At 74.6% G+C, this 23977-nt stretch carries 18 protein-coding genes; 8 read left to right on the top strand and 10 right to left on the bottom strand.

Translation table 11 applies throughout. The features are described 5' to 3' along the window. Positions 1-25: 25 nt before the first annotated feature. From fxsT to pdxH, 3 genes are all read right to left on the bottom strand, one after another. Positions 26-4153: an FxSxx-COOH system tetratricopeptide repeat protein gene (fxsT, locus tag ACFCLZ_RS17335; RefSeq protein WP_380285805.1), complete on the bottom strand. Its 4128-nt coding sequence runs from the start codon at positions 4151-4153 to the stop codon at positions 26-28. Further along, a complete protein-coding gene (locus ACFCLZ_RS17340) occupies positions 4150-5658 on the bottom strand; it encodes a TIR-like protein FxsC (RefSeq protein ID WP_380285806.1) in 1509 nt (502 codons plus the stop codon). The genes fxsT and ACFCLZ_RS17340 overlap by 4 nt, the downstream gene beginning before the upstream one ends. A gap of 296 nt (positions 5659-5954) precedes the next feature. Next, positions 5955-6587: a pyridoxamine 5'-phosphate oxidase gene (gene pdxH, locus ACFCLZ_RS17345; protein ID WP_380286198.1), complete on the bottom strand. Its 633-nt coding sequence runs from the start codon at positions 6585-6587 to the stop codon at positions 5955-5957. A 416-nt stretch (positions 6588-7003) separates the two neighbouring features. Between pdxH and ACFCLZ_RS17350 the strand changes: the two genes are divergently transcribed. Next, positions 7004-8104, top strand: coding sequence for a citrate synthase 2 (locus ACFCLZ_RS17350; protein WP_350541341.1), 1101 nt, complete (start codon positions 7004-7006; stop codon positions 8102-8104). Between the two features lie 158 nt (positions 8105-8262). Next, on the top strand, positions 8263-9381 hold the full coding sequence (gene serC, locus ACFCLZ_RS17355; protein WP_380285807.1) for a phosphoserine transaminase: 1119 nt from the start codon (positions 8263-8265) through the stop codon (positions 9379-9381). Between the two features lie 223 nt (positions 9382-9604). Here the strand turns inward: serC and thpR are convergent, their stop codons facing one another. Continuing rightward, a complete protein-coding gene (gene thpR / locus ACFCLZ_RS17360; protein ID WP_380285808.1) occupies positions 9605-10204 on the bottom strand; it encodes an RNA 2',3'-cyclic phosphodiesterase in 600 nt (199 codons plus the stop codon). A gap of 46 nt (positions 10205-10250) precedes the next feature. Here thpR and ACFCLZ_RS17365 point away from each other — a divergent pair, with 46 nt between their 5' ends. Then, on the top strand, positions 10251-10769 hold the full coding sequence (locus tag ACFCLZ_RS17365; RefSeq protein ID WP_380285809.1) for a GNAT family N-acetyltransferase: 519 nt from the start codon (positions 10251-10253) through the stop codon (positions 10767-10769). A 53-nt stretch (positions 10770-10822) separates the two neighbouring features. Here the strand turns inward: ACFCLZ_RS17365 and ACFCLZ_RS17370 are convergent, their stop codons facing one another. The 3 genes from ACFCLZ_RS17370 to ACFCLZ_RS17380 all read right to left on the bottom strand — a co-directional run bounded on the left by ACFCLZ_RS17370 (position 10823) and on the right by ACFCLZ_RS17380 (position 13589). Continuing rightward, complete coding sequence (locus ACFCLZ_RS17370) at positions 10823-12355, bottom strand: MFS transporter (RefSeq protein WP_380285810.1); 1533 nt, start codon at positions 12353-12355, stop codon at positions 10823-10825. Between the two features lie 121 nt (positions 12356-12476). Next, the gene (locus tag ACFCLZ_RS17375) at positions 12477-12911 is read right to left on the bottom strand and encodes a MarR family transcriptional regulator (protein ID WP_355359938.1); all 435 of its coding nucleotides are present in this window, start codon (positions 12909-12911) and stop codon (positions 12477-12479) included. A gap of 123 nt (positions 12912-13034) precedes the next feature. Further along, on the bottom strand, positions 13035-13589 hold the full coding sequence (locus ACFCLZ_RS17380; RefSeq protein ID WP_380285811.1) for an SUKH-4 family immunity protein: 555 nt from the start codon (positions 13587-13589) through the stop codon (positions 13035-13037). Positions 13590-13774: 185 nt separating this feature from the next. Between ACFCLZ_RS17380 and ACFCLZ_RS17385 the strand changes: the two genes are divergently transcribed. Next, positions 13775-14200, top strand: a complete 426-nt coding sequence (locus tag ACFCLZ_RS17385) for a VOC family protein (protein ID WP_380285812.1) — start codon at positions 13775-13777, stop codon at positions 14198-14200. 44 nt (positions 14201-14244) lie between these two features. Here the strand turns inward: ACFCLZ_RS17385 and ACFCLZ_RS17390 are convergent, their stop codons facing one another. Next, a complete protein-coding gene (locus tag ACFCLZ_RS17390; RefSeq protein ID WP_380285813.1) occupies positions 14245-15168 on the bottom strand; it encodes a DUF4231 domain-containing protein in 924 nt (307 codons plus the stop codon). Between the two features lie 125 nt (positions 15169-15293). On the opposite strand from ACFCLZ_RS17390, the gene ACFCLZ_RS17395 reads away from it, so the two are divergent. Next, positions 15294-15737, top strand: a complete 444-nt coding sequence (locus ACFCLZ_RS17395; RefSeq protein ID WP_380286199.1) for a VOC family protein — start codon at positions 15294-15296, stop codon at positions 15735-15737. A gap of 62 nt (positions 15738-15799) precedes the next feature. On the opposite strand, the gene ACFCLZ_RS17400 is transcribed toward ACFCLZ_RS17395, so the two are convergent. Further along, a complete protein-coding gene (locus ACFCLZ_RS17400; protein ID WP_380285814.1) occupies positions 15800-17263 on the bottom strand; it encodes an NCS2 family permease in 1464 nt (487 codons plus the stop codon). 257 nt (positions 17264-17520) lie between these two features. On the opposite strand from ACFCLZ_RS17400, the gene ACFCLZ_RS17405 reads away from it, so the two are divergent. Genes ACFCLZ_RS17405 through ACFCLZ_RS17415 form a run of 3 tightly spaced genes read left to right on the top strand, consistent with a single transcriptional unit; the run spans position 17521 to position 20603 of the window. Next, a complete protein-coding gene (locus tag ACFCLZ_RS17405; RefSeq protein ID WP_380285815.1) occupies positions 17521-17805 on the top strand; it encodes a DUF2530 domain-containing protein in 285 nt (94 codons plus the stop codon). Between the two features lie 52 nt (positions 17806-17857). Next, the gene (locus ACFCLZ_RS17410) at positions 17858-20341 is read left to right on the top strand and encodes an HAD-IC family P-type ATPase (protein ID WP_380285816.1); all 2484 of its coding nucleotides are present in this window, start codon (positions 17858-17860) and stop codon (positions 20339-20341) included. A 31-nt stretch (positions 20342-20372) separates the two neighbouring features. Further along, entirely contained in the window at positions 20373-20603 is a 231-nt protein-coding gene (locus tag ACFCLZ_RS17415) for a hypothetical protein (RefSeq protein WP_380285817.1), read from the top strand. 63 nt (positions 20604-20666) lie between these two features. Here the strand turns inward: ACFCLZ_RS17415 and ACFCLZ_RS17420 are convergent, their stop codons facing one another. After that, positions 20667-23972: a sacsin N-terminal ATP-binding-like domain-containing protein gene (locus tag ACFCLZ_RS17420; protein WP_380285818.1), complete on the bottom strand. Its 3306-nt coding sequence runs from the start codon at positions 23970-23972 to the stop codon at positions 20667-20669. Positions 23973-23977: the final 5 nt, after the last annotated feature.

The raw sequence follows: 23977 nt of genomic DNA on the forward strand, positions 1-23977 counted from the left end.
CCCGGCCGATGTCCGTCGTACTGCGTCACACCAGGGGCGGCTCCGTCTCGATGTCCAACCACTCCCCCATCCGGATCGCCTCGGTGAGCGGGTGTCCGTCCCCCAGGTGCGGGAGCATCCGTGCCCGCATCAGCGTCCGCACCCGGAGCTCCGCCGCCCGCGCGGGCTCGTCGGCCGCGACGAGCGCCAGGGCGAGGTTCGCGGTCGCCGCCAGGACGTCCGGGTGATCGGCGTCGAACCGCTCGGTGAGCAGCTCGACGGCCGCCTCCGCGAGCGACAGGGCCTCGGCGGACCGGCCGGCGCGCGCCAGGTCGTTGGCCCGGTTGAGCCGAGCGATCCCGACATACGGATGGTGCTCGCCCAGCAGCCCGGTCAGGTCGTCCAGCACCTTGCCGGAGAGTGCCCGCGGTTCCTCGAGCCGACCGGCCCGACGGAGCGCCACGGCGAAGTTGCCCGCCGCGACGCGCTCCATGGGATGACCGGCACCGAGGTGGTCGCGACAGTAGAGGTACGACTCCTCGGCGAGTTCCACCGCCTGGGCGGTGTCCCCGAGCGCGCTGAGCGTGGCGGACAGGCTCCCGGCGGCGGCGGCCGTCCCCGGGTGGTCCGCACCGTAGCGCTCCGTCAGTCGCCGGTGGACGTCCTCGATGTCGCCCAGGGCTTCCGGCAGCCGGCCGAGCCGGCGCAGAACGGCACAGCGGTAGCGACGGGCGCGCAGGGTCTCGTCGTGGTCCTCGCCGAGCGCCTGCCGACTGCGGCGCACAGCCTTGTCCAACCGGGACAGCGCTTCCTCCAGCCGTCCCGTCTCGCACAGCGCCAGGCCGAAGACGACGCCCCCGAGGATCGTGTACGGGCTGCGCTTGCCGAACACCTCCAACTTCCGGTGGTAGAGCGCCTCGTGGATTGCCAGCGACCCGGCGAAGTCTCCCGCCAGCATGATCGAGACGGCCAGGTTGTTCTCCGCCATGAGACTGCGCCGACTGTCCGGTCCCAGCACCCGGCGCGCGACGGCCAGCGTCCCCTCGTCCAGCTCCCGGGCCTCGCGGTAGCGGCCCAGGTGGCGCAGGTCCCCGCCGAGGCTCATCGCGGCCGGGACGGTCTCCTGGTGATCCCGCCCCAGCAGCGCGGTCAGCCGCTCGAACGCGTCCCGGTCGGTCGCGTACGCCTCCCGGACCAGGCCCTGGGTGCGCTGGATGTTGCCGAGCTGGACCCGCAGCAGCTGCACCTTGACGTCGGGCGCGGTGCCCAGCGATCCGGCCTCCCGCCAGCGGGCGAGGACGCGTTCGGCCAGCTCGCGGCCCGCGTCGTGCAGGCTGCGCTGCCACAGGTAGCGGACCGAGTTGACGATCCACTGCCGGACCGCCGGGTCGGTGGACTCGTCCGCGCCGGACGGACGCAGGTGGGGCAGCAGTTCGGCGTACCTGGGCCAATCGTGCGGGGCGTCGGGGTCACCGGGGTCGGCGAGGGCCAGGGCCCGGTGGGCCACGCCGCGGACCCGTTCCCGGTCGGCCTCGCCGACCTGTTCGCGCAGCAGCGCCTGGACGATCCGGTGGACCACCAGGGTCCCGGCGGCCTGGTCGTAGCGGGCGAGGTTGAACTGGTTGACGGTCCGCAGGATGTCGCCGATGGCGAGCCGGTGGTCGGAGGTGCCCGACGGCAGCCCGATCGCGTCGATCACCGGGGGGCTGTACAACAGCCCGATCGGGATGGCGTCCGGACCGAGGAAGCCGCAGATCTCCAGCAACCGGGCGGCCGGGGCGTTGATCCGGCGCAGGTCGGAGCCGGCGATCCGCCAGGTGGCGGCCGTGGCGGTGGCGTTGGGACCCTCCTCGGCGGCCCGACTGCGGCCGGAGCCGTCGCCGGAGCCATCGCCGGAACCGGAACCCGAGCCGGAACCCGAGCCGTCGCCGGAACGGACCGAGCGGTCGAGGATGTCGGTGAGCGTCTCGTCGAGCAGGTCGGCGTAGGTGGCCGCCGGCATCGGCGTCTCCTGCAGCCACGCGGCGGCCTGGCCGACGGCGAGCGGCAGGTCGCCGAGGAGTTCGGCGATCCGTTCCGCGTCGGCCCGCTCGACACCGGTGTTGAAGTGCCGGACGAGTTCGACGCTCTCCGCCCGGTCGAACACCTCGACCTCGGTGCGGCCGGGCCGCCGGGCCCAGCGCCGGTCGCGCGAGGTGACCAGGACGTGGCCCTCCGGCCCGGCGGCGGGCAGCCAGGGATCCAGCAGCTCCGGGTCCTCGGCGTTGTCGAAGAGCAGCAGCCAGCGGCGGTAGGGCCGGCCGCTGCCGAGCGCGTCCAGCACCGCGCGCGCGGTGCGGGTGACGTCGCCGTCGGTCTCCAGGCCGAGGCCGGGGGCGAGTTCGGCGAGCTTCTGCGGGATCACCGCGGGCTGCTGGGCAGGCACCCACCAGAGCACGTCGTAGCCGGCCGCGAAACGGTGCGCGTACTCGATCGCGGCCTGCGACTTGCCGACCCCGCCGATGCCGTAGAGCACCTGGACCGGCGCCCCGTCGGCGCCCGCGGTGAAACCGTCGCGGACGGCCTCCAGCAGCCGCATCCGGCCGGTGAAGGTGGGCAGCCGGGGCGGCAGTTCCTGGACGGTGGGGCGGCCGTCGGGGAAGCGCGGCAGCCGCGCGAGGGTGAACTCGCCGGAGTCCATCCAGCGCCCGGCGCCGGGCGGCGGGCCGATCAGCTCGAACAGCTGCGCCTCGGCCTGCTCGGCGGAGCCGGTCGACAGGTCCAGCGCCCGGTGCCCGGCGAACTGGGACGGCTCCGGCTGCTCCGGCGCGCCGATCCGCACCGCGAGCAGGCCGCCGGAGTCGCCCACCGGGTCCTGGGTGGTCAGCCGGCGCCAGATCTCCCGGGCGCGCGGCAGCGCGGCGTAGTCGGCGGTGAGCAGGGCGAGCAGCCGGCCGTCGCCGTCCAGCGGCCCGGCGGCCTCGGGCAGCGCGCCGGACTGCGGCGGGCCGGGGTCGAGCGGGACGGCGGCGCTGTGCAGGGTGGCGAGGTAGCCGAAGCCGCGCAGGGTCCCGGCGATCCACTCGGCCCAGACCCGGTCCCTGGGCGCGTAGCTGACGTACACCTGGCGGGAGCGGGTGCGGCCCTTGCGCAGGTAGGCCGCGTACAACTGGCGGCGGGCCTGGTCGGGGACGGCGCGCAGCTCGCGGACCCGGCCCTCGGTGAGCCAGTCGGCCAGCCGTTCGAAGGCGGCGAGCAGGGTGCGGCCCTGCTGCGGCCGGTCGACGATGGTGGCCGGCACCTCCTCGTAGGCGTAGAACGGCTTGTACGGCACCTCGACGTCGCGCCAGTACGCCGCGCGGCGCTCGGGGCCGAGCCAGCGGCCCAGGTAGGGGTCGAAGGCGTCGTGGGCGAGGTCCCGGCCGGCCGCCAGACCGGCGCGTTCGGCGTCCTCGACCCGCATCGGGACGGGCAGCACCCGGATCTCGCGCTCGTCGGCGTCGACGATGGCGCGGGCCGCGTCGACGCCGCCGCGGATGCTCTGGGCGCCGAGGGTGAAGCAGTCCACGACGGTGTCGGGCATCAGCACGGTGCAGATGCCGGAGGTGTCACTGACGCCGGTGCGGCTGTCGATCAGCACGTAGTCGTAGCTGCTGGTCCACTGCTCGCGCAGCGCGTAGAGGAACTCCGCGCCGCGGATGTCGGCGCGGGTGTAGAAGCTGCGCCAGTTGAAGCTGGTGACGGCGGCCGAGTAGGCGGCGTTCTGCCGGCCGGCCGGCATCAGGTCGAGCCGGCCGCCCTCCGGGAGGTCGAGCGCCAGGCCGCACAGGTACTGCTCCAGCCGGCCGGGGGCGGCCAGCCAGTCCCGGGGGGCCGGGCCGGGGCCGGGGCGGTCGGGGCCGGGCAGCGCCTCGTCGACGTAGGCCCGGAGCATGTCGATCAGGCCGTCGGTGGCGTGGAGCTCGGGGTCCACCAGCAGCGGGTGGTAGTAGCGGTGCAGGCCCGGGGCCTCCAGGTCCCAGTCCACCACCAGGACGCGCAGGCCCTGGCTGGCCAGGATCCAGCCCAGGTTGGCGAGCGCCATGGTGCGGCCGGTGCCGCCCTTGAACGAGTAGAAGGTGACGACGGTGCCGGTGTCGGGGGGCGCCAGGGCGGCGGACCCGTGGTCCGCGAGGGCGGCGTGCTCGGGGCTCATCGGTCCGCTTCTCCTTCTCTGGGCGCCCGGGTGGCCGGGGGCACGGTCTCCTCGCGCAGGACCGCCCGTGCCCCCGGGGCGGCTCCGTTGCCCGGGGTGTTCCCCGGGCGCGGCAGGGGTGGTCCCGCCTGGGCCGGTGGCTCCGGCGGCTCCGGCGGGCGCGACGCGGCGGGCGGCGGCCAGGCCGGGATGGTGAGCCCGGGCATCGGCCGCGGGTCGGGGCCGAGCCCGAACTGGGCGCGGGCCGTCACCGGGTCGTCGTCGATCTGGTCCAGCAGTCTGTTCTGGGCCACGGTGACCGTCGACATGAGCTCGCGCTCGAAGCGTTCCCGCCGGACGTGGATGCGAAAGAGCGGCTCGGGCCCGGACCGGTGCAACCAGGTGCGCGCGAACACCTCGCGCACCCCCTCCCAGAGCCGGGCGCGCGCCGGACCGGGCGGCGGGTCGTCGGAGCCGTCGGGCAGCAGGACGGCGGTGACCGGGTGGTTCTGCCGGTCGAAGTCGCGCAGCGCCTGCCGGTAGGGCTCCCGGCCGGCCGCCCACGGGTCCACCAGCAGGACGCTGACCTCGTTGTTCTCCCGGGCCCGGTCGAGCGCGTCGGCGAGGTCGGCGCCGACCGTCTCCAGACTGGTGCTGTGCCCGGCCCGGGTGATCACCTGCTGGGCCTGGACCGCCAGCGAGGGCAGCCGCGGCGGGTGGTAGGGCGCCCAGTCCCGGGGGTGCGGCCCGTACCAGCCGCCGCGGTACCGCTCGTCGGAACCACCCGCGCCGTCCGTCCCCGCGGCCGGGGTCCCGGAGCGCTGCGCCGGGACGCGGTCGCCGTTCGCCGCGGCCGCGGCGGCCGCCCGGTCCCCGGCCCAGCGGGCGGCCACGAAGAGCCGGACCAGGCTGCTGCGCCCGGCGGGGACGGCGATCTCCGGTACCGGGAAGCAGCCGTCCACCCGCCCGAGGTCGAGGTCCCGCTGCTCGGCGACCCGCCAGGCGGCGGCCTCCCGCACCCGCTCGGCGATCACCCGCACCACCAGCCGGTAGGCCGTGCCGTGCGGGTCGGTGCGCAGCAGGTGGCGCAGCCCGCCGGTGGCGTACTCCGCGCCGAAGTCGTCCTGGACGTACTGGATCCGCCGCACCTCGACGGGCAGGTCCTCGGGCGGCGGCTCCCACAGGACGGGGATGAGGGCCGGGACGCTCTCGCCGGTCCGCTCCTCGTGGTGCCGCGTCCGGAGGTCGAAGGCGGTCCACTCCTTGCCGCAGTAGTCGCTGGCGAAGTAGGCGGGCGAGTAGAGCGCGACCATGGTGCGGCTGGCCCCGACCATCAGGGACAGCTGCCGCTCCCAGTCGTCGCCGACCCGCAGCCGCTCGGTGTCGCGGTAGGCCAGCTCGCCCGGTCCGGCCTCGGGCTCGATCCGCGCGAGTTCGTCCCGCAGGTCGGTGAAGAACTGGTCGACGAAGGCGCCGCCGTCCAGATGGTCCCGCCGCGCGTAGCTGAAGAAGAAGTACGGCCGCACCCAACAACCCCCCACCGACCCGGTGAACGTCTTCACCTTACTGGCGTGGTGACGGCGGGTCAGCCGACGAGCGGAGGAAGTTGTCGCGACGTCGTCACAAGTGCGGCCCGGCGGCTCGACAGCCCTGGTCGGGGGCGTGCGGGCGGGGAGCGCGGGCAGTGCCCCGGGCGCCCCGGCGGGCGGCCCCGCGTCCTGCCCGGGGCGGCGCCGCGTCCTTCCCGGGGCGGTCCCGGGCAGCACGGCGCCGGCCCCGCGGGCAGAACCCCGCCCGCCTCACGGGCAGCGCCGCCCCCGCCTCACGGGCAGAGCCGCTCCACCCGCCAGCCCGTCGGGGCGGCCGGCTCGGCGACGTACCGCAGCCGGTCGTGCAGCCGGTTCTCCCGCCCCTGCCAGAACTCCACACTCTCCGGCACCACCCGGTACCCGCCCCAGAACGGCGGCACCGGCACCCCCTCGCCCTCCGGGTAGCGCCGCTCCAGCGCCGCGTAGCGCTGCTCCAGCACCTCGCGCGAGGCGACCGGGCTGGACTGCTCGCTGGCCCAGGCGCCCAGCTGGGAGCCGTGCGGGCGGGTGCGGAAGTAGGCGGCGGTCTCGTCCCGGCCGACCTTCTCCACCCGGCCCTGGACGATCACCTGGCGGGCCAGCGCGATCCACGGGAAGAGCAGCGCCGCGTGCGGGTTGGCGGCCAGCTCGGTGCCCTTGCGGGAGCCGTAGTTGGTGAAGAAGACGAGGCCGCGGGCGTCGAACGCCTTGAGCAGCACGGTGCGCGCGCTCGGCCGTCCCCCGGCGTCGGCGGTGGAGAGCACCATCGCGTTGGGCTCCACCACCCCCGCCTCGTCCGCCTCGTGGAACCACCGGGTGAACTGGCCGATCGGATCGGCGGCGAGCTGCCCCTCGGCCAGGCCCTCGTGCGCGTAGTGCTTGCGCATCACGGTGAGGTCCGGTCCGGGGCGGGCCTCGTCGGCCAGGATCCGGGTGGCGGGGGTCAGGGGCGTCGACTGGGCGCGGTCCGGGGTCTGCACGTCAACATCATCCCGTACGACAAGCAACCGGCACCGCTACCTCCGGACAAACCCCGGTGGGAGATAAGGTGACTCGCCACCGTACGGCCGTCCGTCGTACGGTGATTTGTCCGCAACCGCACCCTTGGTTCCGGAGATCCGCCGGGGACGGCCGGTCGTCGAGCGAAAAGTCAAGCGGGCGCCGGGAAAACATCACCACCGTGGTGTATGGCGCAATGCACCCCGTGCCTGTCACCCTGGCACCGAGTGCCAACCACCATTCGGTCAGAGGCGAGCCTCCCCACCACGGCGGCGCGCCGATCGCAGAACTGAAGGAGCCGTGCATGTCCGACTTCGTACCCGGGCTCGAAGGTGTCGTCGCGTTCGAGAGCGAGATCGCCGAACCCGACCGTGAAGGCGGCGCTCTGCGGTACCGGGGCGTCGACATCGACGACCTGGTCGGCAATGTCTCCTTCGGCCACGTCTGGGGCCTGCTGGTCGACGGCAAGTTCAACCCCGGCCTGCCCGCCGCCGAACCCTTCCCGATCCCGGTCCACTCCGGCGACATCCGGGTCGACGTGCAGTCGGCCCTCGCCATGCTCGCCCCGGTCTGGGGCCTCAAGCCGCTGCTGGACATCGACGCCGAGCAGGCCCGCGACGACCTCGCCCGGGCCGCCGTCATGGCACTCTCCTACGTCGCCCAGTCCGCCCGCGGCCAGGGCCTGCCGATGGTCCCGCAGAGCGAGATCGACAAGGCCGAGACCGTCGTCGAGCGGTTCATGATCCGCTGGCGCGGCGAGCCGGACCCCAAGCACGTCAAGGCCATCGACGCCTACTGGACCTCCGCCGCCGAGCACGGCATGAACGCCTCGACGTTCACCGCCCGGGTCATCGCCTCCACCGGCGCCGACGTCGCGGCCGCCCTCTCCGGCGCGGTCGGCGCGATGTCCGGCCCGCTGCACGGCGGCGCGCCGTCCCGCGTGCTCGGCATGATCGAGGAGATCGAGCGCACCGGCGACGCCACCACCTGGGTCAAGAACGCGCTGGACAAGGGCGAGCGCCTGATGGGCTTCGGCCACCGCGTCTACCGCGCCGAGGACCCGCGCGCCCGGGTGCTGCGCCGCACCGCCAAGGAGCTCGGCGCGCCGCGCTTCGAGGTCGCCGAGGCGCTGGAGAAGGCCGCGCTGGAGGAGCTGCACAACCGCCGCCCCGACCGCGTGCTCGCCACCAACGTCGAGTTCTGGGCCGCCATCATGCTGGACTTCGCCGAGGTCCCGGCGCACATGTTCACCTCGATGTTCACCTGCGCCCGGACGGCGGGCTGGTCGGCGCACATCCTGGAGCAGAAGCGCACGGGCCGGCTCGTGCGCCCCGCCGCGCGCTACATCGGCCCCGGCCCGCGCAGCCCGCGCGACATCGAGGGCTACGACGCCATCGCGCGCTGACCCGCCCGACCTCCGCAGGTCACCGCACACTCCGCGGGAGCAGCGGGTCCGACATGTGAACCGGACCCGCTGTTTCCGCAGCTCGCGGGCCGGTCGGCGGCATCTCAGCGGGCGGACCGCCGTCGATGCCGGCCGTCCCGGCGGGTAGGCTGCGCCCCGTGGCTCAGATCCAGATCCCCGCTGACATCAAGCCCGCCGACGGCCGTTTCGGCTGCGGCCCGTCCAAGGTGCGCCCCGAGGCCCTGAGTGCCCTCGCCGCGACCGAGACCTCCCTGCTCGGCACCTCGCACCGCCAGGCCCCGGTGAAGAACCTGGTCAAGCGCGTGCGCGAGGGCGTGAGCAGCCTGTTCTCCCTCCCCGAGGGGTACCAGGTGGTGCTCGGCAACGGCGGGTCCACCGCCTTCTGGGACATCGCGGCCTTCGGCCTGGTACGGGAGAAGTCCCAGCACCTCGACTTCGGCGAGTTCTCCTCCAAGTTCGCCTCCTCCGTCAAGGCCGCGCCCTGGCTGGCCGAGCCGAGCGTGATCAAGACCGCCCCGGGCACCCACCCGCTGCCGGTCGCCGAGGCCGGCGTCGACGTCTACGCGCTCACCCACAACGAGACCTCCACCGGCGTCGCGATGCCGATCGCCCGCCCGGCCGGCGGCGACGAGGGCTCGCTGGTCCTGGTGGACGCCACCTCGGGCGCCGGCGGCCTGCCGGTGGACATCGCCGAGACCGACGTCTACTACTTCGCCCCGCAGAAGTCCTTCGCCTCCGAGGGCGGCCTGTGGCTGGCGTCGTTCTCCCCGGCCGCGCTGGAGCGCGCCGCCGAGATCGCCGGCTCCGGCCGGTACATCCCGCCGTTCTTCGACCTGCCGACGGCCATCGACAACTCGTCGAAGGACCAGACGTACAACACCCCGTCGATCGCCACCCTGTTCCTGCTGGCCGACCAGCTGGAGTGGCTGAACGGCAACGGCGGACTCGACTGGGCCGTCGCCCGTACGGCTGATTCCTCGTCCCGGCTGTACGGCTGGGCCGAGAAGTCCTCGTTCGCCAACCCGTTCGTGGCGAACCCGGCCGAGCGCTCGCAGGTCGTCGGCACGATCGACTTCGACGACGCGGTGGACGCCGCCGCCGTCGCCAAGGCGCTGCGCGCCAACGGCATCGTCGACACCGAGCCGTACCGCAAGCTGGGCCGCAACCAGCTGCGCGTCGCGATGTTCCCGGCGATCGACCCGGCCGACGTCGAGGCCCTCACGGCCTGCGTCGACTACGTGGTCGAGCACCTCTGACCGGACCCCGCGGACACACGGGAAGGGCCACCGCCTCCGGGCGGTGGCCCTTCCTTCCGTCTCCGGCCCTTACCGGTTGACCAGCGAGCTGACCAGCACGACGACCAGCAGCAGCACCAGCGCTCCGGTCACGATTCGCATTCGAGTCTTGGGATCCACGGTCAACGAGCGTACCCCCGGCCGTTCGCGCCCGGACGCCGAGGTTGGCGATCCGGCCGCCCCGCTACTCCGGCCGGGCCTCCCAGCGGGCCAGCGGCCAGGAGCACAGCGAGGTGTGGCGGACGGAGCCGCCGTCCCGCGCGCTGCGCATCAGGTGCAGCTCGGCGGCCTCCCACTGCGGACCCCGGTAGCCCTCCAGCTCCCGCACCAGGGCGTCCAGCGCGGCGGCCGCCGTCCGCTGCTCCGCCCGCCGCCGGCCGCGCGAGGAGCCGGCCCGGGCCAGCGTCAGGTGCGGATGGAAGCTGAAGGCGTCCGTCTCGCCGGCCACCTCCGCGGTGGCCCCGTACACCGCCTCGGCGAGCCGGCGCAGCGCCCAGTCCTGCCCCGCCACCCCGGCCCAGAGCACCCGGTCGCCGAACCGTCCGCCGCCGGCCAGCCGCAGGGTGTGCGCCGGGTGCCCCTCGGCGACCTCCGCCAGCGCGGCCTCCAGCTCCGGCACCCGTGCGGCCGGCACCTCGCCGAGGAAGGCCAGGGTCAGGTGCCAGGCGTCGACCGCCGTCCAGCGCAGCCGGTCCGCCCCCGGCAGCCCGCGCACCGGGGCCACCGCGTCGGCCAAGCCCTGCAACGCCTCCACCGGAGGCAGCACCGCCACGAAGAGCCTCATGAGGCCATCTTCCCGCGCGCGACGGTTTGGACTAGAACGGTTTTCCATGAAGATCCGCAACGGGGGCCCCGAGGACATCCCCGACATCCTGTCCCTGCTCGACGGCGCGGTGGCCTGGCTGGCCGCCCAGGGCCGCACCCGCCAGTGGGGCGCGCACTCGTTCAGCGGCTCCGCCACCCGCGTCGAGCACATCGGCAGGTACGGCGCCGAACCGTTCCTGATCCGGCTCGCGGTCGACGCCGAGGGGCGGACCGTCGGCTCCTGCGTCCTGTCCGAGGAGCGCCCCGAGTACGCCACCCCGGTGGACGAGCCCGAGCTCTACATCCGCAACCTGGTGACCGACCGCAGCCGCAAGGGCTCCGGGATCGGCGCGGCGCTGATCGCCGACGCCCTCGACGAGGCCCGCCGGCGCGGCATCGGCCTGCTGCGGGTGGACTGCTTCGGCGGTGACGACCGCAAGCTGGTCGGCCAGTACCGGGCGCTCGGCTTCGGCGAGACCGAGTCCTTCGAGGTCGAGCAGCCGGCCGGCCCCTGGCCGGGCCAGATCCTGGCGATCCGGCTCTGACCGGCCGGCGGCCCAGGGAGCGCCCCGACGGCGTTCCCTGGGCCGCCCGGACGTCAGCAGGCCGTGGCCAGCTCCGGCTTGGCGCCCGCCGCCGGGCGCGGCACCAGCGCCACCACCCGGCCGCCGCGGCCCGGGTGCAGGTCCAGCCGCAGCCGCAGCTCGGCACTGCGGGCCAGCACCAGGCCGACCACGCCGGCCGCCGCCGCCGAGACCAGGCCGCAGGCCAGCAGCCCCACCCGGGGCCCGTACGAGGCGGTGACCCAGCCCACGATCGGCGCGCCGATCGGCGTTCCGCCGGTGAAGACCAGCATCAGCAGGCCCATCACCCGGCCGCGCATCGCGGGCTCGGTGGCCAGCTGGAGCGAGGCGTTGACCGAGGTGTTGAAGCTCAGCCCGAACACCCCGACGAGGGTGAGCAGCAGCGCGAAGGTCCAGTAGCCGGGCGCGAACGCCGCCACCACCTCCAGCGCGCCGAACCCGAGGGCGGCGCCGACGAGTCCGCGCAGTCGCGGCACGCCCCGGCGGGCCGCGATCAGCGCGCCGGTCAGCGAGCCGACCGCCATCGCGGTGTTCAGCAGGCCGTACTGCCCGGCGCCGACGTGGAAGGTGTCGGAGGCGAAGCCTGCCAGCAGCGTCGGGAAGTTGAAGCCGAAGGTGCCGATGAAGCCGGCCAGCACCAGCGGCCAGAACAGCTCGGGCCGCTCCCTGACGTACCGCAGCCCCTCCCGCAACTGCCCCTTCTCGCGGGCGATCGGCGCGGTCGGGCGCAGTTCGCCCTCCCGCATCGCGAGCAGCCCGCCGATCACGGCGGCGAACGACAGCGCGTTCAGCGCGAACGCCCAGCCGCTGCCGACCGCGGCGATCAGCAGGCCCGCGACGGCGGGGCCGACCAGCCGGGCGGTCTGGAAGTTGGCGGCGTTCAGGCTGACCGCGTTGGCGAGGTCCTTCGGGCCGACCATCTCGGAGACGAAGGCCTGCCGGGTCGGGTTGTCGACCACCGTGACCAGGCCGAGCAGGAACGCGAACACGTACACGTAGGACGGGGTCACCACGCCGCCGACGGTCAGCAGGGCGAGGCCGGCGGCGAGCAGGCCCATCGCCCCCTGGGTGGCGATCAGCAGCCGGCGCTTGGGCATCCGGTCGGCGAGCACCCCGCCGAACAGGCCGAACAGCAGCATCGGCAGGAACTGCATGGCGGTGGTGATGCCGACCGCGAGCGGGCTGCCGGTGAGGCTCAGGACCAGCCAGTCCTGGGCGATGCGCTGCATCCAGGTACCGGTGTTGGACACCACCTGGCCGGCGAAGTAGTAGCGGTAGTTGCGAACGCGCAGTGAGGAGAACATCCCTCCCGGCCGGGTGAAGTCGGCACCGGTGGGAGACGGGTGGGCCGCGCGGGTGCGGCCGGGAGCGGCGGGATCGTCCGCCGCGGTGCGTTCGTCGGGGTCGTCGTCGCCGTTGCCGGGCAGCCCCGTCGGGGCGGGTGCCTGGGCGTCGGCGGCCGCGGCGCTCGCCGCGGCGGGATCGGTGGCCTGCTCGTCGGTCCGGGTACGGGTGGCGGCGGCGCTGGCTGCGGCCGGCGGTGTCACAGTGGTCTCCCCTCGCGGCGCGACGGCCCGTGGCGGGGCCGTCGCGCTCCTGGTGTCTGTCATCGGTCCTGCGGTGATGCGGTCCTCCTTCGTCCTCCGGCGGCTACCGGATTCGCCGTGCCTAGAGGTGTGCGAGCTTGTAGAGCACGGGCGCCGCCTCGCGGAGCTTCGCCCACTCCTCCTCGTCGAGCCCCTCGGCGAGCTCGGCGAGCCAGGCGTTGCGGCGCCGGCGGGACTCCGCCAGGATCGCCTCGGCCTGCTCGGTACTGCTGACGACCACCTGCCGGCGGTCCTCCGGGTGCGGTTCGCGCCGCACCAGGCCCTTCTCCTCCAGCATCGCGACGATCCTGGTCATCGAGGGCGGCTGCACGTGCTCCTTCCGGGCGAGCTCGCCCGGCGTGGCCTTCCCGCACCGTGCGAGGGTGCCCAGCACCCCGATCTCGGTAGGGCTGAGCGACTCCTCGACCCGCTGGTGGCGCAGTCGACGGGAGAGGCGCATGGCGGACGATCGCAGCTGACTGATGGCTGCGAGGTCCTGCTCGGACATCTCGGGCATGTTCTTTAGCCTACGTCATTACTCTGGCTAAAGAAAATTGGATTACGACCGTCCGCGCCCCGGCTCCACCGGGGGTTCAGCGCCGGGTGCGGCCGATCGGCACCGGCGCCCGCCGGCCCCCGCTCACAGGGTGGCCCAGGTGTCGAGGAACATCGCCCAGAACCCGCTCCTGAACGGCAGCGCGTCCCACCGCTCCATGCCCTCGCGGACGATCTCCTCCACCTCGGCCCAGTCCCGGGGATCCGGCCGCTCGTCCGGGCCGGGCCGCTCGACCTCGAACTTGTAGACGAGGTAGCTCAGCGAGGAGACGTCGCCGTGGACCAGCTCGTACTCGATCTCGGAATCCGGGTCGGACACCCAGATCGTCCCGTCGCCGAGGTGCGCGTACACGGTCGCCTGGAAGAGCACGCCCAGCGGCTGCAGGCGCCCGTGCGGGGTGTCGACCGGTGCGGTGTCCGGCCAGGTCTCGAAAGCCGTCCCCGGGCTCGCCGGATCCCGGTCCGCGAACTCCTCCAGGATGCGGAAGAGCCCGTTGGAGTACGGGATCCCGACCTCGGTCACGAAGCGCGCACCGTCGCCCTCCGGCCAGATCCGTGCCGCCGCGTCGGGGCGCAGCCGCAGCAGGTCGCCCGGCGCGGCCCGTTCGACCAGCACGGGCCAGTCAATCCCCACCAGCACCAGTCGTCCGTCCCGTCCGGTCGCCCGGCCCGCCGCTCCGGGCCCCTGTCCTCGGCGCCCATCGTGCCACCTCACCCGTCCGGCTGGCCGTGCCCTCCGTGACTCCCGGTGCGATGCTGGTCGTGGGACCCGGTCCACGCGGGCCCTGGCGCCGCACCACCGCTCAGCAGAAGGGCCGACCAGACATGACCGACGTCGCCGCCGAGCAGGCCACCACGGTCGGCCCGGCCGAGCAGAACGACACCGGCTTCGCCCGGCTCGCCATGGTCACCATCGACTGCGCCGACCCGGTCGCACTGGCCGCCTTCTACGGCGCGCTGCTCGGATGGGAGACCCGGCACGTGGACGAGCGGTTCGCGATCCTGGACAACCCGGAGGGCGGCAGCCCGCTCGGCTTCGGCCGGGTCAGCGGATACCGGCCGGAGCCGTGGACCGAGCCGGACGGCGGCAAGCACTTCCACCTGGACTTCTACGTCGACGACCTGGAGGAGGCGACCGCCCGCGCCCTGGCCCTGGGGGCGACCGAGCCCACCCACCAGCACGGCCGCGCGCTCAAGGTGCTGATCGACCCGGCCGGCCACCCGTTCGGCCTAGCCCCCCTGGACGCCTGAACGGCGGGCCCGCCGGCGCGGGTCGGGGGTCGGGGCGGGGCGGGTCAGCGCGGGAAGGCCCGCCGCGCCCGCCAGGTGGTGTGCTCGCGCGACACCGCGTCCTCCGCCTCGGCGGCCAGCCGGGCCCAGCGCTGCTCGGCGTCCGGCGTCCGCGTCTCGAGGTCCGACAGCTGGTTGCCGACGTTCTCCAACTCCCGCGCCGCCAACTGGTACGCGGCCGCCAGCGGGCGCAGCTGCTTCAGCTGCGTCCAGGCGATCACCGCCGCGGCCGCCGCCGAGGTGGCCCCGAACACGTGCACCTGCAACGCCCCGGTCGCCTGCGCGACGGCCGCCGCCGCGCCCACGATGATCAGCGCCGCCACCGCCAGCCCCCAGGTGACCGCCTGCGACTCGCAGGACTCGGCGCGCGAGCGGTACCACGTCCGCTGCCCCTCCACCCGGGTGCGCAGGTAGAGCGTCCGCCGCGAGGTCAGCGACTCCGCCCGCACCCGGCGCATCTCCGGGGTGATCTCGGCGACCGACCCCGGCGGCACGATCGCCGGGTCCTCGAACGCCCGCAGCACGTCCTCCACCTGCAACAGGTAGCCGCGGTCGACGTCCGCCGACTCCGCGTCCCCCTCGAACGGCCGGGCCCGCACCGAGTACTTCCAGGCCAGCGTCTTCACCGACTCGGCCGCCGCCCGCGCCTCGTACCACCGCGCCTGCGGGTTGCTGCGGCGCAGCCGCGACCAGAAGTACCCGGCCACCAGCAGCGCCACCACCGAGAACAGCGGCGTGATGTCGGCGTCCCCCTTGTCGGCCGGCCCGGGCAGCGAACCGACCGCCGCCGCGACCACCAGCATCGAGATGAGCCCCCGGTACCAGCGCAGCGTCTGCTGCTGCCCCGACAGCGACGCCTCGTCGGCCGTCCGGAACAGCTCCGGCAGCAACTGCGCCTCGACCCCCGCGGGCGGATCCTGTCTCACCATCGAACCGCTCCCCTCCCCCGTCTCAGCCCGGAGTATGCCCCCGGTCAACTCCCCTACACCGGCGCCCCCTTGACATCTCCTCTTGCCCCCGCCCATCCGCAACCCCTATAACCGGTTACATGCCCATGCACTGGAAGCTCGTCATCGACGCCGCCGACCCGCACCGCCAGGCCGCCTTCTGGGCCGCCGCCCTCGACTACACCGTCGAGGACCACAGCACCCTGATCGCCGGCCTGCTCTCGGCCGGCGCGGTCACCCCGGACCTGGTGATCGAGGTCGACGGCCGCCACGCCTGGCAGACCCTCGCCGCCGTCCGCCACCCGGAGGACCCGTACGACCCCGCCTCCGGCACCGGGCTCGGCCGCCGCGTCCTCTTCCAGCGCGTCCCCGAGCCGAAGCAGGGCAAGAACCGCCTCCACCTCGACCTCCACCCCGGCCCCGCCGCCCGCGCCACCACCGTCACCCGCCTCGAAGCCCTCGGCGCCACCCCCCTCCGCGAGGTCGCCGAACCCGGCGGCTCCTGGACGATCATGCAGGACCCCGAGGGCAACGAGTTCTGCGTCCACTGACGGCGCGCCAAACGGCCCCGCGCTCCGGGCGGAGCGCGGGGCCGCAGGTGTGCCGAAGACCGTCAGAGCAGGCCGAGGGCCGGCATCAGGTAGTAGAAGGCGAAGACGCCGGCGACCGCGTACATCGGGATCGGGACCTCGCGGCCGCGGCCGGTGGCGAGGCGGAGGATGCAGAAGGTGATGAAGCCGAAGCCGATGCCGTTGGTGATCGAGTAGGTGAACGGCATCATCACGATGGTCAGGAAGGCCGGGATCGCGATGGTGTAGTCGGCCCAGTCGATGTCCCGCACGGAGTTGGCGAGGATCAGGAAGCCGACGGTGACCAGGGCCGGGGTGGCGGCCTGGGCGGGGACCATGGTGGCGAGGGGGGTGAGGAAGAGGGCCACCACGAAGAGGCCGCCGGTGACGATGGAGGCGAAGCCGGTGCGGGCGCCCTCGCCGACGCCGGCGGTGGACTCGACGAAGCAGGTGTTGGCGGAGGAAGAGGTGGCGCCGCCCGCCGCGGTGGCGATGCCGTCGATCATCAGGACCTTGTTGATCCCGGGCAGGTCGCCCTTCTCGTCGAGCAGGTGGGCCTCGTCGGCGACGCCGAGGATGGTGCCCATCGCGTCGAAGAAGCAGGACATCAGGACGGTGAAGACGAAGAGCACGCCGGTGAGGACGCCGACCTTCTCGAAGCCGCCGAACAGGCTGGCCTTGCCGACCAGGCCGAAGTCGGGGGCGGCGACCGGGTTGCCCGGCCAGGTCGGGACGGTCAGGCCCCAGTTGAGGGCGGGGATGTCGGCGATCTTGTCGATCACCACGGCGAGGGCGGTCATCACGGCGATGGAGACCAGGATCGCGCCGGGGACCTTGCGGACCAGCAGGACGAGGGTCAGCAGCACGCCGAGCACGAAGACCAGCACGGGCCAGCCGAGCAGGTGGCCGCCGGTGCCGAGCTGGAGCGGGACGGTGGTGTGCGCGGCGTCGGGGATGCGGCTGACGAAGCCGGAGTCGACCAGGCCGACCAGGGTGATGAACAGGCCGATGCCGATCGCGATGGCCTTGCGCAGGCCGAGCGGGACGGCGCTCATGACCCGCTCGCGCAGGCCGGTGGCGACCAGGAGCATGATCGCGAAGCCGGCCAGCACGACCATGCCCATGGCGTCCGGCCAGGTCATCTTGGGTGCGAGCTGGAGGGCGACGATGGTGTTGACGCCGAGGCCGGCGGCCAGGCCGATCGGGACGTTGCCGATGACACCCATCAGCAGCGTGGTCAGGCCGGCGGTGAGCGCGGTCGCGGTGACCAGCTGGGCGCTGTCCAGGTGGGCGCCGGTCATGTCCGTGGCGCTGGCCAGGATGATCGGGTTCAGCACCAGGATGTACGCCATGGTGAAGAAGGTGGCGACGCCGCCGCGGATCTCGCGCGGCAGGGTCGAGCCGCGCTCGCTGATCCGGAAGTAGCGGTCCAGCGTGCCGAACGGGGGCTTCGGCGCGTCGGGCTGGGCGGGCTCGGGCGACTCGGTGGTCGGCTGGGCCACGGGCATGCTGCGTCCTCTGTGGGGGGCGGAGGAGAGGGGGACCCGCCCGGGAACGACGGTGGCCGGGCGACCCGGTGGGACGGGCACGAAGCACGATGTCCTGAGCATGCCGCGACCGACCGGAGAGACAAGTATGGGTTCCTCGATCGCTCGTACGCTATCTTCGCGCGTAGAACGAATAACCCCTGTAAAACCTGCGAAAGGCGCGGACAGTCCCCGCACAGAATCGATCGGACGTGCGGCCGCACCGTACCCTAGGGCCCATGCCCAAGACGCCATTGCACCCCTCGCCCCCGCCGCTGGAGGCCAACGACGTCGCGATCGTCGGCGGCGGCACGGTGCTCTGGTTCGTGGCGTTCGTGGCCCTGCTCCCGTTCTGGGGCACCCTCTCCGACCACGGCCACGGCAGCTGGCCGTGGATCTGCCTGGCCGGCGGCGGACTCGGGCTGATCGGACTCTGGTACTGCCGGGCCCGCCAGGACGCCATCGCGCGCAGCCGGGCCGCCGCCGGAACGGACGCGCAGAATCCGGCCACCCGGTCGGACTGAATAGTCCTTTAGTAGCACGCATCGGACATAAGGCGCCCGTAGAGTCGGTGCCATGACGCAGCCCGCGCAGCCAGCCGAGGAACAGCCCACCGGTGACCAGCCGGACGGCGCCCACCCGCTCGGCCTGCTGCCCGGGCGGCGCGGCGGACTGACCGCCGCCGAGGTGGCCGAACGGGTCGCCCGCGGCGAGGTCAACGACGTCCCGGTCCGCTCCAGCCGCTCCACCCGGGAGATCGTCCGGGCCAACGTCTTCACCCGGTTCAACGCGATCATCGGCGTGATGTTCGCGATCATCCTGGTCGTCGGCCCGATCCAGGACGGCCTGTTCGGCCTGGTCATCGTCGCCAACACGGCGATCGGCATCATCCAGGAGCTGCGCGCCAAGAAGACCCTGGACAGCCTCGCGCTGATCGGCGAGGCCCGGCCCCAGGTGCGCCGGGACGGCGCCGCCCGGCAGGTCGGCGTCGGCGAGATCGTGCTGGACGACACCGTGCTGCTCGGCATCGGCGACAAGGTGATCGTCGACGGCGAGGTCACCGAGGCGGACGGCCTGGAGATCGACGAGTCGCTGCTCACCGGCGAGCCGGACCCGGTGCTCAAGCACCCCGGCGACCCGGTGATGTCCGGCAGCTTCGTGGTGGCCGGCGCGGGCGCGTTCACCGCCACCAAGGTCGGCCGGGCGGCGTACGCGGCGCAACTGGCCGAGGAGGCGAGCCGGTTCACCCTGGTGAAGTCGGAGCTGCGCACCGGCATCGACAGCATCCTGCGGTTCATCACCTGGCTGCTGGTGCCGACCGCGATCGGTCTGATCATCAGCCAGCTGGCGGTGGAGGGCCGGAACTGGCGCGAGGCGGTCCGCCGGATGATCGCCGGGATCGTGCCGATGGTGCCCGAGGGCCTGGTGCTGCTGACCTCGGTGGCCTTCGCCATCGGCGTGGTCCGGCTGGGCCGCAAGCAGTGCCTGGTGCAGGAGCTGCCCGCGATCGAGGGGCTGGCCCGGGTGGACACCGTCTGCCTGGACAAGACCGGCACCCTCACCGAGGGCGGCATGGACGTCGTCGACCTGCGGATCATCGGCGCCGACGAGGGCGGCGGGCCGGACGCCGACGACGGCGACGGCGACGGCGACGGCGACCGCAAGGAGACCGTCCGGCAGGCGCTCGGCGTGATGGCCGGCGCCGACGCCCGCCCCAACCCGTCGATGCAGGCCGTCATCGACGCCTACGGCGACGGCAGCGGCGAGCGGCGCGACGGCTGGCGGGTGATCGAGGCGATGCCGTTCTCCTCCGCCCGCAAGTGGAGCGGCGTGCAGCTGCTGGAGCCGCGCGGCGACGAGGCGAGCTGGCTGCTCGGCGCCCCCGACGTGCTGCTGCCGGCCGGCCACCCGGCGCTGGCCGAGGTGGACGAGCTGGGCGGCCAGGGCCTGCGGGTGCTGCTGCTGGGCCGCACGCCCGTCCCGCTGGACGCCCCGGACCCGGCCGCCGGGCTGCGCCCGCTCGCCCTGGTGGTGCTCCAGCAGCGGCTGCGCGAGGACGCCGCCGAGACCCTGCGCTACTTCGAGGGCCAGCGGGTCGAGGCGAAGGTGATCTCGGGCGACGCGGCCGTCTCGGTCGGCGCGGTCGCCGCCCACCTCGGGCTGCCCGGCGCCGACCACCCCGTGGACGCCCGCACCCTGCCCGCCGAGCCGCAGGCCTTCGCCGACACCGCCGAGCAGACCACCGTCTTCGGCCGGGTCACCCCGCAGCAGAAGCGCCAGCTGGTCGGCGCGCTGCAGTCGCGCGGGCGCACCGTGGCGATGACCGGCGACGGCGTCAACGACGTCCTGGCGCTCAAGGACGCGGACATCGGCGTGGCGATGGGCAGCGGCAGCGACGCCACCAAGGCGGTCGCCCAGATCGTGCTGCTGAACAACTCCTTCGCGGTGATGCCCTCGGTGGTCGCCGAGGGCCGCCGGGTGATCGGCAACATCGAGCGGGTGGCCGGGCTGTTCCTGGTCAAGACGGTCTACTCGGTGCTGCTGGCGCTGCTGGTGATCTTCACCCACTCCCCGTACCCGTTCCTGCCCCGGCACTCCACCGTGCTGTCCACCCTGACGATCGGCGTGCCGGCCTTCTTCCTGGCGCTCGCGCCCAACAACGAGCGCGCCCGCACCGGCTTCGTGCGCCGGGTGCTGCGGATGGCGATCCCGGGCGGCGTCATCGCGGGGACGGCCACCTTCACCGCGTACGCGCTGGCCCGGGCCAACCACGCGACCGACCTCACCTCGGACACCAGCGTGGCCACCCTGACGCTCTTCCTGGTCGCGCTCTGGGTGCTGGCGATCGTGGCCCGCCCGTACAACTGGTGGCGGCTGCTGCTGATCGCGACGATGGGCGGGGCGTTCGCCCTGGTGCTGACCGTCCCCTGGCTCTCCGACTTCTTCCAGCTCTCGCTGACCGGCACCCGGGACCCGTGGGTCGGCGTCGGCATCGCGGTGACCGCCGGCGTGCTGCTGGAGGTGGTCTGGCGGATCATGCGCCGCCGGACCGATGATTGACCCCGGGACCGGGCGACGGGGGGTGGCCGCGATGGCGCGCAGGGACGGTGAGGTGGAGGCCTTCACGGCCTTCCTGGGCGGGGTGCTGGCCGCCGGGCTGCTGGCCCTGGCGATGGCGGGGGTCGGCGCGCTGGCCGGGATCCACCCCGGACCGCTGCTGACCAAGGCGGTGGCCGCCGTGCTGACCGCCACCTGGGTGGTGACCACCCTGGCGATCTACCTGCGGCTGCTCGCCCGCGGCCGCCCCGGCTCCCGTTCGTGACGCACGGAAGCCGGGGGCGGAGGTCGGCCGGGGGGCGGACGTCGGCCGCCGGAGTCCCGGCGCTCAGCCCTCGAAGTCCCGGGCGGCGGACAGCTCGTAGGCGCGGTCCGGCTCGCTGAGCGCGGCCAGCACCTCGAACCGGCGGTGCCACTGCCCGACCGACCAGGCCAGCCCGGCGGCCAGCCCCTCCGGCGTGGCCGCGTGCAGCAGCCCGGGCACGGGCGGCACCTCGAACTCGTCGTCCTCGTCCGCCTCCTCGGCCGACTCCGGGTCGTACGGCGCCTCCGGCGTGCCGGCCTCGGCGTCCCAGCGCCAGTCCACGGCGGCCTCCTCGCCGTCCGGGCCGACCACCAGCAGCTCCTCGTGCTCCTCGTACGCGACCGGGCAGCCGGGCAGCAGCTCCCGCACCACGGCCGGCACCCGGTGCAGGGCGCCCTGGGAGAGCACCCGCCCACCGGCCACCTCGCTGGCCAGCGAGACCTGCAGCCGCTCGGCGAGGTCGGCGGCCAGCGCCGGGGCGACCGGCAGCAGCGGGTGGTCGTGCAGCAGCTCCACCAGGTCGGGGGCGTCCGCGACGACCGCCTCGGCGGCGTCCACCACGACGGTGCGGTCGGGGCGGCGGCCGGTGGCGCGGTCCAGCGGCGGCACCGCCCGCACCACGTCCAGCGGCTCGATCCGCTCCGCCCCGACCCGCGCCAGCGCGCTGTGGATGCCGTGCAGCTGGCGGTGCCCGACCTCGGCGGCCGGGTCGGTGAGCCGGTCCAGCACCTCGTCCGGCCCGTGCGGCTCGGCGAGCAGCGCGGCCAGCGTGGTGCGCACCCCCAGCGCGTGCAGGAACTGCTCGTCCAGGGTGGTGCGGGCCTCGTCGTACAGGCCGCGCAGCAGCGGGTCGGCGCCGGCCGCGCGCAGTCCGGCGGGCTCGCGGCCGTCCAGCACCGGGTGGTCGCGCAGCCACCAGGCGGTGTACGGCGGCAGGTCGGCGTACGTGCCGTCGGGCAGCAGCGTGCGGACGGGGGTGACGACCGCGTCCCGGTACGGCGGGCGGGCCAGCGCGGCCAGCGCCTGCGGCCAGGCGTCGTCGTCCACCAGGTCCAGGTCGCGGACCGCGAGCAGCTCGGCGGCGACCGGCGGGACGCCCACGGTGTCCCCGTCGTCGGCGTGCAGCGCCTCCAGGGCGTCCTCGGCCCAGTCCGCCAGGCCGTCCGGCGCCTCGTCGATCAGCCCGGTGGGGTGGCCGCCGGCCGCCCGGTCGGCGGGCGCGGTGGGGTCGAGCCGGTCCAGGTCGTCCGGGTCCAGGACGACGTCCTCGGCGCGGACCAGCACGAACTCGGCCGGGACGCCGGCGGCGGAAAGCACCTCCGGTCCCCAGCGCTCCAGCAGGTCGTCGTCCACCCAGGCGGCGTCGTCCTCGCGCGCCAGCGCGGCGAGCGGGCTGTCCGGGAGCAGCAGTTCACCGGCGCGGGCGGGCTCGCCCTCGTCGTCGAGCAGGGCCAGCCGGGCCAGCCAGGGGTGCTCCCCGGGCGCCGGGGCGGCCGCCTTGACGAGCGCCAGCACCGCCTCGGCGAGGTCGGCGGCGGCGTCCGGGTCGTCCTCGGCCAGCTCGTAGGAGCGGGCGACGGCGGCCCGCACCTCGGGCGTGTCCAGCACCCCGGCCGGGGTGGCCGCGCCGGCGCCGAGCCTGGCCAGCAGCGGGTGGGCGGCCTCCGGGTGGGCGAGCCGCAGGTCGAGCACGGCGAGCGCGCCGGCCAGCGACTCGGGGTAGCCGGGGAAGGCGGCCCAGTCGGCGTCGTCGGAGGGCAGCAGGACGCGGCGCGGGCCGGTCACCGTCCGCCCGTCGGCGAGCGGCACCGGCAGCGCGCCGAGCGCCTCCGGGTCGGCGCCGCCGAGCGCCGCGTACAGGTTGCGCCACCAGGCCGGCTCCCGGTCCAGGCCGCCCAGCTGGTCGACCACCTCGGCGAGCGGGACCCGGCGCACGTTCAGCACCCGCAGCTCGCTGCGGCGTTCCAGGCCGGCCGGCAGCAGGCCGGGGAAGATCGGCGCCAGCGCCTCGACCACCGAGCCGTCCGCGCCCTCCAGCAGCGTGGCGTCCCGGGGCCGCAGCGCGGGCGTGCCCTCCTCGACCGGCGCCGGGTGCGGCAGGAACGGCGTGCCGGGCAGCCGGGAGAGCACGGCGGCGCGCAGCGCGTTGTCCAGCGCGCCCTGGCCGAGCGGGCCGGGCACCAGGCCGAGCGAGCCGAGGTCGCCGCCGCGGGCGCGCAGCAGGTCGGCGTAGGCGTCGGCGGCGCGCTCGGTCAGGAAGTCGGCGAGCGGGCCGGGGGCGACGTGCCGGCGGGTGGAGTCCAGCGGGTAGGAGGCGATCAGCAGCGCGGGCAGGCCGAGCGGCTCGTCGCTGGGGGTGGGCGCGTGCAGCACCGGGGCGATCGCGGGCCGCTGCGGGGCGCCCTCGTCGGAGACCGGCACCGCCCAGGTCACCGTCCAGTGGGGGCGGGCGCGCTCCTCGGTGGGCCGGTCCGCGAGCAGGTCGGCGGCGAGCGCGCCGGCCGCGCTGGCGGTCTGCCAGACGGTGCGCCGCAGCCCTGCGCCCGCGTCGTCGGTGACCGTCACCTCGGTGATCCCGTCGAGCTGCGGCTCGGCGGCCGAGCGGGTCAGCGTGCGGGTGCCGTCGGCGGTCTCCACCACCACCTCGGCGAGGCCGGGCAGGGTGAGCAGCAGCGCGTCGTCGATGCCGGCCAGCAGCCGGCGGGTGAGGTCCTCGGCGGCGGCGTCGCGCAGCGGCAGCACCACCACCGTGTCGTACCCCTCCGGCGCCGGGCCCTCGGCGGCGAACGGCAGGCGCAGCAGCGGGACGTGGCCGTCCCGGCGGCGCAGCTCCTCGGCGAGCCCGGACTGGCCCTCGGCCAGGGCCCGGGCCTCCCCGAGCGACCAGCGCACCCCGCCGGCCGAGCCGAGCACGGCGGGCTCGTCGGTGACCGCGAGGACGGCGGCGAAGCCGACGCCGAACCGGCCGACCGTGGTGTCGCGCTCGCCGCGCTTGGAGGAGGCGCGCAGGGTGGACAGCGACTCCACGGCGGCGGCGTCCAGCGGCGCGCCGGTGTTCGCGGCGGCCAGCACGCCGTCCGCCAGGGTGAGCCGCAGCCGGCCCGGGCCGTGCCCGGCGCGCACGGCGGCGTCGGCGGCGTTCTGCGCCAGCTCGACCACCAGCCGGTCGCGGTAGCCGCCGAGGGCGAGCTCCTCCTCGGCGTTGGCGTCCTCCCGGAACCGGGCCGGGGAGGCGGCCCAGGCGTCCAGCACCCGACGGCGCAGTTCGGCGCTGCCGAAGGGGTCCGCGTGGTGCTCGTCCGTGCCGCTGCCGATGATCCGAGGTTCCACTGGAC

Source organism: Kitasatospora purpeofusca, assembly GCF_042691725.1.
Classification (GTDB): Bacteria; Actinomycetota; Actinomycetes; order Streptomycetales; family Streptomycetaceae; genus Kitasatospora; species Kitasatospora purpeofusca_B.

Excerpts from the sequence above, each read along its gene's own strand:
- ACFCLZ_RS17395 (WP_380286199.1), top strand. The coding sequence starts at position 15,294 with ATGCACTGGAAGCTCGTCATCGACGCCGCCGACCCGCACCGCCAGGCC.
- ACFCLZ_RS17410 (WP_380285816.1), top strand. The coding sequence starts at position 17,858 with ATGACGCAGCCCGCGCAGCCAGCCGAGGAACAGCCCACCGGTGACCAG.
- ACFCLZ_RS17375 (WP_355359938.1), bottom strand. The coding sequence starts at position 12,911 with ATGCCCGAGATGTCCGAGCAGGACCTCGCAGCCATCAGTCAGCTGCGA.
- ACFCLZ_RS17405 (WP_380285815.1), top strand. The coding sequence starts at position 17,521 with ATGCCCAAGACGCCATTGCACCCCTCGCCCCCGCCGCTGGAGGCCAAC.
- thpR (WP_380285808.1), bottom strand. The coding sequence starts at position 10,204 with ATGAGGCTCTTCGTGGCGGTGCTGCCTCCGGTGGAGGCGTTGCAGGGC.
- ACFCLZ_RS17415 (WP_380285817.1), top strand. The coding sequence starts at position 20,373 with ATGGCGCGCAGGGACGGTGAGGTGGAGGCCTTCACGGCCTTCCTGGGC.
- ACFCLZ_RS17390 (WP_380285813.1), bottom strand. The coding sequence starts at position 15,168 with ATGGTGAGACAGGATCCGCCCGCGGGGGTCGAGGCGCAGTTGCTGCCG.
- pdxH (WP_380286198.1), bottom strand. The coding sequence starts at position 6,587 with ATGCGCAAGCACTACGCGCACGAGGGCCTGGCCGAGGGGCAGCTCGCC.
- fxsT (WP_380285805.1), bottom strand. The coding sequence starts at position 4,153 with ATGAGCCCCGAGCACGCCGCCCTCGCGGACCACGGGTCCGCCGCCCTG.
- ACFCLZ_RS17400 (WP_380285814.1), bottom strand. The coding sequence starts at position 17,263 with ATGCCCGTGGCCCAGCCGACCACCGAGTCGCCCGAGCCCGCCCAGCCC.
- ACFCLZ_RS17365 (WP_380285809.1), top strand. The coding sequence starts at position 10,251 with ATGAAGATCCGCAACGGGGGCCCCGAGGACATCCCCGACATCCTGTCC.
- ACFCLZ_RS17350 (WP_350541341.1), top strand. The coding sequence starts at position 7,004 with ATGTCCGACTTCGTACCCGGGCTCGAAGGTGTCGTCGCGTTCGAGAGC.
- ACFCLZ_RS17385 (WP_380285812.1), top strand. The coding sequence starts at position 13,775 with ATGACCGACGTCGCCGCCGAGCAGGCCACCACGGTCGGCCCGGCCGAG.